At 65.2% G+C, this 13,609-nt stretch carries 10 protein-coding genes and 1 pseudogene; 8 read left to right on the forward strand and 3 right to left on the reverse strand.

Annotated elements, in window-relative coordinates:
• The first annotated feature begins 322 nt into the window (after positions 1 to 322).
• Complete coding sequence (locus KW835_RS04480) at positions 323 to 910, forward strand: lysophospholipid acyltransferase family protein (RefSeq protein ID WP_218381111.1); 588 nt, start codon at positions 323 to 325, stop codon at positions 908 to 910.
• 70 nt (positions 911 to 980) lie between these two features.
• Here the strand turns inward: KW835_RS04480 and KW835_RS04485 are convergent, their stop codons facing one another.
• Positions 981 to 1,469, reverse strand: a complete 489-nt coding sequence (locus KW835_RS04485) for an Lrp/AsnC family transcriptional regulator (RefSeq protein ID WP_255593280.1) — start codon at positions 1,467 to 1,469, stop codon at positions 981 to 983.
• Positions 1,470 to 1,607: 138 nt separating this feature from the next.
• Between KW835_RS04485 and KW835_RS04490 the strand changes: the two genes are divergently transcribed.
• On the forward strand, positions 1,608 to 2,744 hold the full coding sequence (locus tag KW835_RS04490) for a saccharopine dehydrogenase family protein (RefSeq protein ID WP_218381112.1): 1,137 nt from the start codon (positions 1,608 to 1,610) through the stop codon (positions 2,742 to 2,744).
• A 56-nt stretch (positions 2,745 to 2,800) separates the two neighbouring features.
• Positions 2,801 to 3,760, forward strand: a complete 960-nt coding sequence (locus tag KW835_RS04495; protein WP_056412230.1) for a GSU2403 family nucleotidyltransferase fold protein — start codon at positions 2,801 to 2,803, stop codon at positions 3,758 to 3,760.
• On the opposite strand, the gene KW835_RS04500 is transcribed toward KW835_RS04495, so the two are convergent.
• Positions 3,757 to 5,616 carry a long-chain fatty acid--CoA ligase gene (locus KW835_RS04500; protein ID WP_218381113.1) on the reverse strand — a complete coding sequence of 620 codons (1,860 nt, stop codon included), beginning with the start codon at positions 5,614 to 5,616 and terminating at the stop codon, positions 3,757 to 3,759. The two genes, KW835_RS04495 and KW835_RS04500, sit on opposite strands and share 4 nt — an antisense overlap.
• Before the next feature lie 379 nt (positions 5,617 to 5,995).
• Between KW835_RS04500 and KW835_RS04505 the strand changes: the two genes are divergently transcribed.
• The gene (locus KW835_RS04505; RefSeq protein ID WP_218381114.1) at positions 5,996 to 7,159 is read left to right on the forward strand and encodes a GGDEF domain-containing protein; all 1,164 of its coding nucleotides are present in this window, start codon (positions 5,996 to 5,998) and stop codon (positions 7,157 to 7,159) included.
• Between the two features lie 73 nt (positions 7,160 to 7,232).
• Here KW835_RS04505 and KW835_RS04510 read toward each other — a convergent pair whose 3' ends face one another.
• On the reverse strand, positions 7,233 to 7,868 hold the full coding sequence (locus KW835_RS04510; RefSeq protein WP_218381115.1) for a GntR family transcriptional regulator: 636 nt from the start codon (positions 7,866 to 7,868) through the stop codon (positions 7,233 to 7,235).
• 142 nt (positions 7,869 to 8,010) lie between these two features.
• Here KW835_RS04510 and scpA point away from each other — a divergent pair, with 142 nt between their 5' ends.
• The 4 genes and pseudogenes from scpA to KW835_RS04530 all read left to right on the forward strand — a co-directional run bounded on the left by scpA (position 8,011) and on the right by KW835_RS04530 (position 13,587).
• Positions 8,011 to 10,197, forward strand: a complete 2,187-nt coding sequence (gene scpA / locus KW835_RS04515) for a methylmalonyl-CoA mutase (RefSeq protein WP_218381116.1) — start codon at positions 8,011 to 8,013, stop codon at positions 10,195 to 10,197.
• A 377-nt stretch (positions 10,198 to 10,574) separates the two neighbouring features.
• Positions 10,575 to 10,736: pseudogene (locus KW835_RS26770) on the forward strand (GIY-YIG nuclease family protein); the annotation flags it as partial.
• 174 nt (positions 10,737 to 10,910) lie between these two features.
• On the forward strand, positions 10,911 to 12,002 hold the full coding sequence (meaB, locus tag KW835_RS04525) for a methylmalonyl Co-A mutase-associated GTPase MeaB (RefSeq protein WP_218381520.1): 1,092 nt from the start codon (positions 10,911 to 10,913) through the stop codon (positions 12,000 to 12,002).
• A gap of 52 nt (positions 12,003 to 12,054) precedes the next feature.
• Entirely contained in the window at positions 12,055 to 13,587 is a 1,533-nt protein-coding gene (locus KW835_RS04530) for an acyl-CoA carboxylase subunit beta (protein WP_218381117.1), read from the forward strand.
• Positions 13,588 to 13,609: the final 22 nt, after the last annotated feature.

Genomic DNA, 13,609 nt, shown 5'->3' on the forward strand with positions numbered 1-13,609 from the left:
CGGCTGCAGCGGCGCGCCCGGGTGGGGCCCGCACGAGGCTGCAGTGCAGGAGCGCACGATTATCCCACTCGCCCAGGGGCTGCGCCAGCCTGGGGGATAGGTAAAAATGGGCTCCAACGCTTGACCAGAAAGCGCAAGTAGCTATCAAAAAAATAGTAAACGCCCGCGCAATCGTCTGGATCGGTACAAGCCTTGTCCTGCCGCAAGGCAGGGCCAAGGCTGTGTCGGCGATACTCGCGGCGCCGCGCCCATCCCCACAGGGTGACCTGCGCGGGCGCCATTGCCGCCGCTTTCCTGCAGGCCCGCCTGCTGCTGTTTCCCCATGCACCACACGATTTTCGACACGCCGGTTGTCAACACCTTGCTGCGCGCCCTGTCTCGCGCCACCCTGCGCCTGACGGGCTGGACCGTGGAGGGATCGCTGCCAGCCCACGCCGCCAAAAGCGTGCTGATCGCCGCTCCACACACCAGCAACTGGGACCTGCCGTACACGCTGATGCTGGCGTTTTCGCTGCGCCTGCGGGTGTACTGGATGGGCAAGCAGAGCCTGTTCAGGGCGCCGTTTGGTGGCGTGATGCGCTGGCTGGGCGGTATCCCGGTGAATCGCGGTCAGGCAAACAACCTGGTGGCAAGCTCGGCCCAGGCCATGCGGGATGCCGACGGGCCCATGCAACTCATCGTGCCGCCCGAGGGCACGCGTGGCAAGACGCGGCATTGGAAGACAGGCTTTTACTACATCGCCCAGCAGGCCGGCGTGCCCATCGTGCTGGCCTTTGTGGACTACGGCCGCAAGGTGGGCGGCCTGGGGCCGGTGTTCCAGCCCACGGGCGATGTGGAACGCGACATGGCGAGCATCAAGGCTTTCTATGCCCCCATACGGGGCAAAAATCCGACGCAGTTCGAGGCTTGAGCCAGAAAATTGAGATAAAAACCGGCCCAGTCGCTCGACCTGCAAGCGGTCCAAGCTATCAAAACCATAGTCAAGTACCTACGCTGCGCCGGTCGATCTTGCGGCTGAGCACGATGCTGGTCTGCGTCTGGTGCACTCCGTCAAGCTGGCCCACGCGGTCGAGCAGGGCGTCGAGCTGCTCGTGGCTTGTGCAGCGCAAGAACACCAGGTAGTCGAATGCACCGCTCACAGCCGACACCTCTTCGACTTCGGCCATGGACTCCAGCGACCGCAACACGGCGGGCGCGGCCTTGGGCAGCACGCTGATGCTGCACCAGGCCCGTACGGTGGTGGCGTCCAGCCGCGCTCCCAGCCGCACGCCGTAGCCGGCCACCACACCCGACCGCTCCAGCCGCGCAATGCGCGCCACCACCGTGGTGCGCGCCAGCCCCAGCTTGCGAGCGAGCTGCGCTGTGCCTTCGCGGGCATTGGCCTGCAGCAGACTCAGCAACTGGCGGTCGGTGGCGTCCAGCGTGGGCAGGGTGGCGGGTTGTGATTCATGAAAAGTCATAGTGGCCATGATATTCGCCGGTATGACGAAACGAAATCTATTTTTCGACGCTCTGGTAGCTACACATTGACAGTGCCTGTGCCTAGCATCAAGGCATCTGTCACCACCGCTGCGGCCTGGCCGTCAGCACATCCAAGGAGCATCGCCATGACCGCCATTTCCACCCGACACGCCGTCACCATCCTAGGTGCAGGGCACATCGGCTTTGCCATCGCGCTCTTGCTGCAGCAGACTGGCGACTACGACCTGCTGGTGGTCGACCGCGACCCCGGCCCCTTGTCAAAGGTGGCGGCCCTGGGCGTGGCCACCCGCCTTGTGGGTGACGACGCCAGCCTGCAAGCCGCCATCAGCGGGCGTTTTGCGGTGCTCAATGCACTGCCGTTTCACAGGGCAGTTCCCGTGGCCACGCTCTGCGCTGCGGCAGGCGTTCACTACTTTGACCTGACCGAAGACGTGGCCAGCACGCGGGCCATTCGCGCCCTGGGGGCCACGCGGCACAGCGTACTCATGCCCCAATGCGGCCTGGCGCCGGGATTCATCGGCATCGTGGGCAACGATCTGGCCCGCCGCTTTGACGCCCTGCACACACTGCGCATGCGCGTCGGGGCGCTGCCGCGCTATCCGCAAGGCGCCCTGCGCTACAACCTGACCTGGAGCACCGAAGGCTTGATCAACGAGTACTGCAACCCCTGCGAAGCCATTGTGGACGGCCTGCGCACCAGCGTGCCGGCGCTGGAGGGGCTCGAGACTTTTGCGCTGGATGGCGTCGAATACGAGGCCTTCAACACCTCGGGGGGGCTGGGTACGCTGACCGAAACGCTGGCGGGCAAGGCGCGCCAGGTGGACTACCAGTCCATCCGCTACCCCGGCCACTGCGCCATCCTGAAGCTGCTGCTGAACGACCTGCGCCTGCGCGAGCGGCGAGACCTGCTGAAAGACATCCTGGAGACGGCGGTGCCCACCACCGACCAGGATGTGATCGTCGTCTTTGCCACGGCGGCAGGCACGCGCGGCGGGCGGCTGGTCCAGGACTCGTATTCGGCCCGCATCGTGGGCACGGAGGTGGCGGGGCACAGGTTGAGCGCGATCCAGCTCACTACCGCCGCGGGCATTTGCACGGCGCTGGATCTGGTGGCGCAGGAGCGGCTGCCGCAGCGCGGGTTTGTGGGGCAGGAGGCGGTGCGGCTGGGGGATTTCTTGGCGAATCGGTTCGGGATGGCGTATGCCGAAGGCGGGCTTTTGATGCGCCCTTCAGCAGTTTCTGCCGAATTGAATCATCAATAAAATATTGATTTAATTGGAAATTCGGTATATTTTTGTGTTTTTGAAATTTATACCGAATGCGCGAAATCCGTCCTAACGTCGCCCGTCAGTACATCGATGCGGTTTCCGTGTTCGAAGCCTGGGAAGAGGCCGAGCGTGAAGCATCGCAAGTGCGTGGCGGCATGTACTGGCACAAGGGGCCGCCAGCGGCTCCGGAGGCTGTCTATCTGGTGCGAACCAGCCCCAAGGGCGCGGAAAAAAGCCTGGGGCCCAAAACACCCGAGACAGAGCGCGCCTATGCCCGCTTTCTGGAGCGCAAACAGCTGGCGCAAGACCGCCTGACCGCGCTGGCAGAAAAGCGCAAGGAGCACGAGCGCATGAATCGCGCTCTGCGGGTGGGCCGCGTGGACCCTATCGTGGTCAAGGTACTCGACCGCATGGCTTCATCGGGGCTGAGCGAGTTCTTTCGGGTGGTGGGAACCCACGCCCTGTATGCCTACGAAGCGACTGCCGGCGTGGTCGTCGAGGACGATGCAGTGGCGACCCGAGACATAGATCTGCTGTGGGATGTGCGCAGGCGACTGCACTTTGCGACCGCCCTGGCGCGCGTGGACAGTTCGATGATCGGCCTGCTCCGAAAGGTGGACAAAACCTTTCGCCTCAAGGACCTGGACAAATACACCGCCGTCAACCAGGACGGCTTTGAAGTGGATATCTTGCGGCGTGAACAGCAGGGAGAAGATCCGCACCCCATCCGCATGAGCGACGATGAAGACGACTTCTGGGTGACCCAGGCCCGCAAGGCCCATGTGCTGATGGACGCGCCGCCGTTCAGCGCGGTGGTGGTTGCTTCCAGCGGAGCCATGGCCCGCATGAACACCTTGCATCCCCTGGCATTCGCGCGTTTCAAGCGATGGATGAGCGGGCAGGGCGATCGCGACCCGCTCAAGCGCCGACGCGATGCCCTGCAGGCCGAAGTGGTGGAGGCGATGGTGGCGCAATACCTGCCGCAATGGCAGGCCGGCGCTGCAGGCTAGCGCCCACCCGGCTTCTGGTACATCCCGTCAATCGCCTGCGCAAAATGCGCCATCAGGTTGGTGCGCTTGAGCTTGAGCGTGGGTGTCATGAAGGTGTTTTCGATCGTCCACGGCTCCAGCGTGCAGTGCACGGCGCGCGGCACGGCGTAGCGGGCAAAGCTGGCGGTGTTCTTCTCGATGCGGGCCAGCACCGCGCGGTGCACGCTCGGGTGGTTCAGGCTGTCGGCATCTTGCGCTGACAGGCCCAGGTCCGCCGCCAGCCGCTGCCATTCGCCCGCATTGAGCACCGCCACGCAAGCGATGAACGGGCGGTTCTCGCCCACCGCGAAGGCCTGCTCCAGCAGTGGGTCGGCCAGCAGGGCCAGTTCCAGGTCACCGGGTGGCACTTTTTCGCCGGTGGAGGTGACGATGATCTCCTTGATGCGCCCCTTGATGTAGATGCGCCCGCCCACGATGTCTGCCTGGTCGCCCGTGCCCAGCCAGCCGTCGTTGCCCAGGATCCGGGCGGTGTCCTCGGGGCGCTTCCAGTAGCCCTTCATCACGATGGGGCCGCGCACCTGCAGCTCGCGGTTGTCGCCGATGCGCACCTCCACACCCGGCAGGGCCTTGCCCACGCAGGCCGGGTCGTTGTCGTCCAGCGAGTTCACCGACACCACCGGCGCGGTCTCGGTCATGCCGTAGCCCTGGACAAGCGGAAGGCCCAGGCCCAGGAAGCACTTGGCGATGGTGGGTGACAGCGGCGCGCCGCCGCTCACGGCCACACGGACGCGCCCGCCGAACTGTGCGAGCAGCGGCTTGGCCACCAGCATGTGCAGCAGCGGCCAGGGCAGGGCGGCCATCCAGCCGGCAGCCTTGCCATCGTCGGCCGCCGGCGCGGGCAGGGACTGCGCGGCGCAAAACTGCGTCCAGCCCTTGTGCTGGGCGGCCTCATACAGCTGCATCTTCCAGGGCGTGAGCGACAGCTTTTCCAACAGCTTGCCGTGGATGCGTTCGTAGATGCGCGGCACCGACACCAGCACGGTGGGTCGCACCGTCTTGAGGTCTTCGCCCAGCAGCGCCACCGACCGCGAGTAGGCCACGCAGCTGCCTGCGGCAATCGGCAGGTAGTAGCCGCCCGTGCGTTCGAAGGTGTGCGACAGCGGCAGGAACGATAGAAACACGTCGTCCACCGTGGGTGCGATGCGCTCGAGCACGGCCTTCACGTCGCTCACCACGTTGCGGTGGGTCAGCATCACGCCCTTGGGCTTGCCGGTGGTGCCGGAGGTGTAGACGATGGCGGCCAGGTCGTCCTCTGCGGGCGGCGTGACCACGGCCGGTGTGGCGACATGCTGCGCACCCGCCAGCCACTGCGCCAGCGACCCGACGATGGGACCGTCTTCGACGGATGGCAGGGCCGCGATGGCCGAGGCATCGTCATCGGCAATGACCACGGCGCGCAAAGCAGGAAAGGGCGTGCCGACGGCCTGCACCTTGGCCCACTGTTCCGCCTGGCCCACGATCAGCATGGAGGCTTCGCAGTCCGCCAGGATGTAGGCGATGCTGCCGGGATTGTCGATGGCATGCAGCGGTACGGGCACTGCGCCCGTGGCCAGTGTGGACTGGTCCGCGCACATGGCGTTCAGGCCGTTGGGCAGCAGGATGGCCACGCGCGCGGCCTGGGGCAACTGCATGGCCGCCAGGGCCAGCGCCCACTGCTCCACGCGCCGCGAGGTCTCTGACCAGGAGAGGCTGCTCCATGCCTGGGCGGTGCTGTCGAAGGCCCGGTAGGCCGGGGCATCGGGCGTGCGTGCGGCGCGGTAGGCCAGGAGCTGCGGCAGCGTCTGGACGCTGGCGATATCGGAAGGAATGGGAGCCATGGAACCTGCGGTGAAGGCCGTGCGCGCCGAAGGCGCACCGCCTCGGTGAAAACCCGCGGGATCATACCGACCGCGCTGGGCCAAAACGCGCCCGCCCATCGCTCTTGTGTTGCAAATGGTGCGTTCCGATTCCCGGAATGATCGGCTTGGCGGCCCGGCGCAAGTGCCGCACGGCGTGCCCTCACAACCGCCGAAGCGCGCCTTGGCACGGGGCGCCGCCCGCCCTTGGCCCGGTGCGCGCGTGTGCTGCCGTGGTGGCGCGGGCCGGTGTCAGCCACAATGCCCCACCGTCGGCGCGCGCTCAGCGGGCGGGGCCTTGCCGGTCCGACGCGCCGCTTGCCATTTGTCACACCGCAAACACCATCACGCCTGTTTCACCATGGATCCCGTCACCATCTTCATTGTTGCCACGCTGATGATGCTGGCCAATGGGTGGGTGTTGGGCCTCATGCGCAAGGATTTCCCCGTGGCTTTGCGGCCGTGCACCGAAAGCTGGCGCACCGCCACGCTGCTGCTGGCGGGCAGCTCGGTACTGTATGCATTTCAGTACCAGCTGCCGCTGGGCGTGGCGTCGCCCTTGGCCAACGGGCTGGTCATGCTGGGCTGCACGGGCTACCTGCGCGCATTGCGACAGTTCTACGGCCTGCCCGACCCGCGCTGGCTTTTCTTGCCGGCCTTGACCGGGGTGCTGGGCATCCTGTGGTTCGCAGTGCTGCAGCCCGACACCCGCATGCGCGTGCTCATTCTGTCTGCCTGCAGCACCTTTCTGCTGCTGGCCAGCTTTGTGCAGTTGGTGTCGCAAAAATCTTCCGAGGGCGCGCACAGCCGCAGGGTGGTGGCCAGCCTGTTCGCGCTGGTGGCGGGGTTCATGGTGTTCCGGGCTGCGTACCTGCTGGCGCGCGGCATCAGTCCGTCTTTCGACATCACGGGCGAGGGCGCGTGGATCAACATCGCCAGCCCCATGATCACTGCGCTGCTGCCGGTGGTGGGCACCACGGCCTTCTTGCTCATGTGTTCGGAACGCATCGGCCGGCAGTGGGAGCTGGCGGCGTCCACCGACTACCTTACCGGCCTGCCCAACCGGCGCACGCTGATCACGGTGGGAGAGCGGCGGTTTGCCGAGCGGCTGCACCAACGCGGGCGCAACCTGGCTTTGGCAGTGATCGATATCGACCACTTCAAGGCCATCAACGACCGCCATGGCCACGAGGTGGGAGACGTTGCGCTGCGCCATGTGGCCGAGCATTTGCGTGCTGCGTGCCGGGGCAGCGACCTGGCGGCGCGCCACGGTGGAGAGGAGTTTGTGGTGCTGTGGGATGGCCTGGACGCCGCAGCGGCCCTGACTGCCGGCGAGCGCCTGCGCGCGCTGGTGGCCCGCGAGCCGCTGCACGTGGGCGGCGCGTCGATCGCCATGACCATTTCGATGGGTGTGGCAGCGGCGGGCGAGGGGGAGCGCAGCTTCAGCGACCTGCTGCGGCGCGCGGACGAAGCGCTCTACATCGCCAAGGCCACAGGGCGCAACCGTGTGGAAATCGCGGTCTGATCCACCGTGGATCAGGCGTGTGCCAAGGCACCGGCGGAGCGTGGTGACGTGGCAGGGAAGCGAGGGTGCGGATTCAGGTCGCGGCTTCGAGGCCATGCGCGAAGTGCGCCTGCATGGCCTTCATCGTCGCCTTGGCATCGCGGGCCACCATGGCCGCGAGGATGGCGCGGTGCTCGTTCAGCGAGTCCTCGATGCGGCCCTGCTTGAACAGTGAGTTGTGGCGGTTGAGCTTCATCACCTTGCGCAGGTCGGCCACCATCTGGCTGCGCCAGCGGTTGTCTGCCAATTCCAGCAGCAGCATGTGAAAGCGTTCGTTCACGGCAAAAAAACGTTCACGCTCGGTCGCTGCGGATTCGAGTTCTGCGTGCAGGTCTTGCAGGGCCTGCATCTGCGCGGCGTTGGCCGTGGCGGCCACCACCCCTGCGGCATCGCTCTCCAGCAGGCTCAGCAGGTGGTACACGTCGCGCAGGTCCTTCTCGCTCATCTCGGTCACATAGGCGCCACGGCGCACCTTCATCGTGACCAGGCCTTCGGCGGCCAGCACCTTCAGCGCCTCGCGCAGGGGCGTGCGGCTGATGCCGAACTCCTCGGCGATCTTGAGCTCGTCGATCCAGCTGCCGGGCTCCAGCTCGCGGCGGAAGATGCGCTGGCGCAATTGCTCAGCTACTTCTTCGTACAGGGCGCGGGGCGTGAGGGTGACAGCGGACATCGATGGATTGTAAGGCCTGAAGAATATTTTGAATCAATAATTATGAATGATGTAAACTCGGCGCCACATCGGGGCAAGCGCCCCGCGCTGCTGAACGTCCATCGCCCCCAAGCCCAACGCCATCTTCGGAGACCACTTCGCCATGAGTGACACGCCCACCAACGCATCGCCCGCACCGTCGTTGCCCGAATTCGCTCCGGCGTCCCTGGAGGCCTGGGCCAAGGCCGCAGCCAAGTCGGCCCCCGGTGGCGATGTGAATGCCCTCAACTGGGTCACACCCGACGGCATCACCGTCAAGCCGCTGTACACCGCCGAGGACACGGCAGGGCTGCCGTACGCCAACACGCTGCCGGGTTTCGAGCCCTACCTGCGCGGCCCGCAAGCCACCATGTACGCCGTGCGCCCCTGGACCATCCGCCAGTACGCAGGCTTTTCCACCGCCGAGGAGTCGAATGCGTTCTACCGCAAGGCCCTGGCGGCGGGCGCGCAGGGGGTGAGCGTTGCGTTCGACCTGGCCACCCACCGCGGCTACGACAGCGACCACCCGCGCGTGACCGGCGACGTGGGCAAGGCCGGGGTGGCGATTGATTCGGTCGAGGACATGAAGATCCTGTTCGACCAGATCCCGCTCGACAAGGTCAGCGTCTCCATGACCATGAACGGCGCCGTGCTGCCGGTTCTGGCGGGCTACGTGGTGGCGGCGGAAGAGCAGGGCGTGAGCCAGGACAAGCTCTCCGGGACGATTCAGAACGACATTCTGAAAGAGTTCATGGTGCGCAACACCTACATCTACCCGCCCAAGCCTTCGATGCGCATCATCGGCGACATCATCGGCTACACGGCCAAGAACATGCCCAAGTTCAACTCGATCTCGATCTCGGGCTACCACATGCAGGAAGCCGGAGCGAATCAGGCGCTGGAGCTGGCCTTCACCCTGGCAGACGGCAAGGAATACGTGAAGACCGCCATGGCCTCGGGCCTGGACGTGGACGACTTCGCCGGGCGCCTCTCCTTCTTCTGGGCCATCGGCATGAACTTCTATCTCGAAGTCGCCAAGATGCGCGCGGCCCGCCTGCTGTGGTGCCGCATCATGAAGGAGACCGGCGCCAAGAACCCCAAGAGCCTCATGCTGCGCACCCATTGCCAGACGTCCGGCTGGTCTCTCACCGAGCAGGATCCGTACAACAACGTGGTGCGCACCACCATCGAGGCCATGGCCGCGGTGTTCGGCGGCACGCAGAGCCTGCACACCAACGCGCTCGACGAAGCCATTGCGCTGCCCACCGAGTTTTCGGCCCGCATTGCGCGCAACACCCAGCTCATCATCCAGGAAGAGACGCACATCACCAACGTGATCGACCCCTGGGCGGGCAGCTACATGATGGAAAAGCTCACCCAGGACATGATGGATGCCGCCTGGAAGATCATCGAAGAGGTCGAGGCCATGGGCGGCATGACCCAGGCCGTGGACAGCGGCTGGGCCAAGCTCAAGATCGAGGCCGCCGCCGCCGAGAAACAGGCGCGCATCGACAGCGGCAAGGACGTGATCGTGGGCGTCAACAAGTACAAGCTGGCCAAGGAAGACCCGGTCGACATTCTGCAGATCGACAACGTCAAGGTGCGCGACGGGCAGATCGAGCGCCTGAAGAACATCAGGTCAAAACGCGACGCAACGCTTGTCCAGCAAGCGCTGGATGCTCTCACTTCTGCAGCAGAGAGTGGCGAAGGCAATCTGCTGGACCTCTCCATCAAGGCCGTGCGCCTGCGCGCCACAGTGGGCGAGGTGAGCGATGCGCTCGAAAAAGTCTTCGGGCGCCACCGCGCCGACACGCAAAAGGTGACCGGTGTGTACGCAGCTGCCTATGACTCGGCCGAAGGCTGGGACAAACTCAAGACCGAGATCAACGAGTTTGCCGACACCGAGGGCCGCCGCCCCCGCGTGATGATCGCCAAGCTGGGCCAGGACGGCCACGACCGTGGCGCCAAGGTGGTGGCGACGGCGTTTGCCGACCTGGGCTTCGACGTGGACATGGGCCCGCTGTTCCAGACGCCCGAGGAGTGCGCGCGCCAGGCCATCGAAAACGACGTGCACGCCGTGGGCGTGAGCACGCTGGCAGCCGGCCACAAGACACTGGTGCCCGCCATCATCCAGTCGCTCAAGGACCAGGGCGCCGACGACATCATCGTGTTCGTGGGCGGGGTGATCCCGGCGCAGGATTACGACTTCCTGTACGAGGCGGGCGTGAAGGGCGTGTACGGGCCAGGCACGCCGATTCCGGCGAGTGCGAAGGATGTGCTCGAGCAGATTCGCAAGGCCGTGGCGGCGTGATCGAGTTGTTCGCTTCCCCCCGATCCGTTCGGGCTGAGCCTGTCGAAGCCAGGGCGCAAGCCGGTGACGGCCTTCGACAGGCTCAGGCTGAACGGTCTGGGGTCCAACGAGCCGTGCGGAACCTTGGCCGAATCGGACTCCCGCCCGTTCGGGCTGAGCTTGTCGAAGCCAGGGCGCAAGCCGGTGACGGCCTTCGACAGGCTCAGGCTGAACGGTCTGGGGTCCAACGAGCCGTGCGGAACCTTGGCCGAATCGGACTCCCGCCCGTTCGGGCTGAGCTTGTCGAAGCCAGGGCGCAAGCCGGTGACGGCCTTCGACAGGCTCAGGCTGAACGGTCTGGGGTGGAGCGAATGCCTGCCCCTAATAACGGCTGAAGAATGCGCCCCTTCTACGTTTACATCCTGCGTTGTGCTGACGGCTCCTATTACGTCGGCCACACCGACGATATTGTTCTGCGCATGCAGCAGCACGCCGATGGAGACATTGGCTACACGTCGCTGCGAAAGCCTGTGGAGCTTCTGTGGCATGGCGAGTTTGAGACCCGTGAGGCAGCGATCGCTTTCGAGCAGCAAATCAAAGGCTGGTCCCGGGCCAAGAAGGAAGCATTGATGGCCGGCGATTGGCACCTCGTTCAGAAATTGGCGCAGTCGCTGGGCAAAACTGCTGGATCGCCAAGGCTTCGACAAGCTCAGCCCGAACGGATGGAGGGAGGCATGCCTTTCGCCGTGGGAGCCCGCACCCCCCCACCCGTTCAGCCTGAGCCTGTCGAAGGCCTGCGCAAAGTCTCACCTTCCCTGCTGCAGAGCGTGATCGGCCCTGCCGGCCCTATCCAGCGCCGCGCCATGTCCAAAGCCATCACGCTGCTCGAATCCACCCGTGCGGACCATCGCGCGCAGGCGGACGGGCTGCTCACCGCACTGCTCCCGCACACCGGCAAGGCCTTCCGCTTGGGCATCAGCGGCGTGCCGGGCGTGGGCAAGTCCACCTTCATCGAATCGCTGGGCCTGTACCTCATCAGCCAGGGCCACCGCGTGGCGGTGCTCACCATAGACCCGTCCAGCACCGTCTCGGGCGGCTCCATCCTGGGCGACAAGACGCGCATGGAGCACCTGTCGGTGCACGACAAGGCCTACATCCGCCCCAGTCCCTCGAGCGGCACGCTGGGCGGCGTGGCAGAGAAGACCCGCGAGGCCATGCTGGTGTGCGAGGCTGCAGGCTACGACATCGTCATCGTCGAGACCGTGGGCGTGGGCCAGAGCGAGATCGCCGTGGCCGGCATGACGGACATGTTCGTGCTGATGCAGCTGCCCAATGCGGGCGACGACCTGCAAGCGATCAAGAAGGGCGTGATGGAAATTGCCGACCTGGTGGTCATCAACAAGGCCGACATCGACAAGAACGCCGCCACGCGGGCCGAGGCGCAGATCACCTCCAGCCTGCGCCTGCTCGGCATGCACGGCAACCCTGACCACGCTACGCACGGTGCGCTATGGCAGCCGCGTGTACTGCAGATCAGCGCGCTGCTGGGGCAGGGCGTGGACGCATTCTGGTCCGCCGTGACCCTGTTTCGCGAAACACAGACCACCAACGGCCGCCTGGCCCTGCGCCGCGAGAAGCAGGCGCTGGCCTGGATGTGGGAGCGCATCGACGCGGGCCTCAAGCTCGCGTTTCGCCAGCACCCGGCCGTCAAGGAGCTGCTCCCCCAGATGCAGGCCGACGTGGCTGCAGGGCGCATTGCTGCGTCCACTGCGGCAAGAAATCTGCTGATTGCGCAATCCTGGCAAGCGCCGACAGCTATCAAATAAGTAGCAAACAGCTTCTCTGACCATTTCACCGAAATTTCACCAAAGGACGACCATGCAAGACATCCTGGATCAACTGGAGAAAAAGCGCGCCCAGGCGCGACTGGGTGGCGGGCAAAAGCGCATTGATGCGCAGCACGCCAAGGGCAAGCTCACGGCGCGCGAGCGCATCGAGCTGCTGATGGACGACGGCACCTTCGAAGAATGGGACATGTTCGTCGAGCACCGCTGCACCGACTTTGGCATGGAAGCCAACAAGATCCCGGGTGACGGCGTGGTCACAGGCTACGGCATGATCAACGGGCGCCTGGCGTTCGTCTTCAGCCAGGACTTCACGGTGTTCGGCGGTGCGCTGTCTGAAACCCACGCCGAGAAGATCTGCAAGGTGATGGACCAGGCCATGAAGGTGGGTGCGCCGGTCATCGGCCTGAACGACTCCGGCGGCGCGCGCATCCAGGAGGGCGTGGCCAGCCTGGGCGGCTATGCCGATGTTTTCCAGAAGAACGTGCTGGCCAGCGGCGTGATCCCGCAGATCAGCATGATCATGGGCCCTTGCGCGGGCGGCGCCGTGTATTCGCCGGCCATGACGGACTTCATCTTCATGGTCAAGGACAGCTCTTACATGTTTGTCACCGGCCCCGAGGTGGTCAAGACCGTGACGCACGAGGAAGTCACGGCCGAGGAACTGGGCGGCGCCAGCACCCACACCACCAAGAGCGGCGTGGCCGACATGGCCTTCGAGAATGACGTGGAGGCGCTGATGATGCTGCGCCGCCTGTACAACTACCTGCCGCTGAACAACCGCGAAAAGCCGCCCGTGCGCCCGAGCAACGACCCGGCCGACCGCATGGACCTGAGCCTGGACACCCTGGTTCCGGAGAACCCCAACAAGCCCTACGACATGAAGGAGCTGATCACCAAGGTGGTGGACGACGGCGACTTCTTCGAACTGCAGCCCGACTACGCCAAGAACATCGTCATCGGCCTGGCCCGCATGGAAGGGCAGACCGTGGGCATCGTGGCCAACCAGCCGCTGGTGCTGGCAGGCTGCCTGGACATCAAGTCGAGCATCAAGGCCGCGCGCTTCGTGCGCTTTTGCGATGCTTTCAACATCCCCGTGGTCACCTTCGTCGACGTGCCCGGCTTCATGCCCGGCACCAGCCAGGAGTACGGCGGCATCATCAAGCACGGCGCCAAGCTGCTGTACGCATATGCCGAGTGCACGGTGCCCAAGATCACCGTCATCACCCGCAAGGCGTACGGCGGCGCATACGACGTGATGAGCAGCAAGCACCTGCGCGGCGACGTGAACCTGGCCTGGCCCAACGCCGAGATCGCGGTGATGGGTGCCAAGGGCGCGGTGGAAATCATCTTCCGCGAAGACAAGAACGACCCCGTCAAGCTCGCCGCCCGCGAATCGGAATACAAGGAGCGCTTCGCCAACCCGTTCGTGGCCGGTGCCCGGGGCTTCATCGACGATGTGATCCTGCCGCACGAGACGCGCAAGCGCATCTGCCGTTCGCTGGTGATGCTGCGCGACAAGAAGCTGGAAAACCCGTGGCGCAAGCACGGGAACATCCCGCTGTAAGCAGCCTTCGACTCAACACACA

It is taken from the genome of Acidovorax sp. sic0104, from assembly GCF_019219095.1.
Classification (GTDB): Bacteria; Pseudomonadota; Gammaproteobacteria; order Burkholderiales; family Burkholderiaceae_C; genus Acidovorax.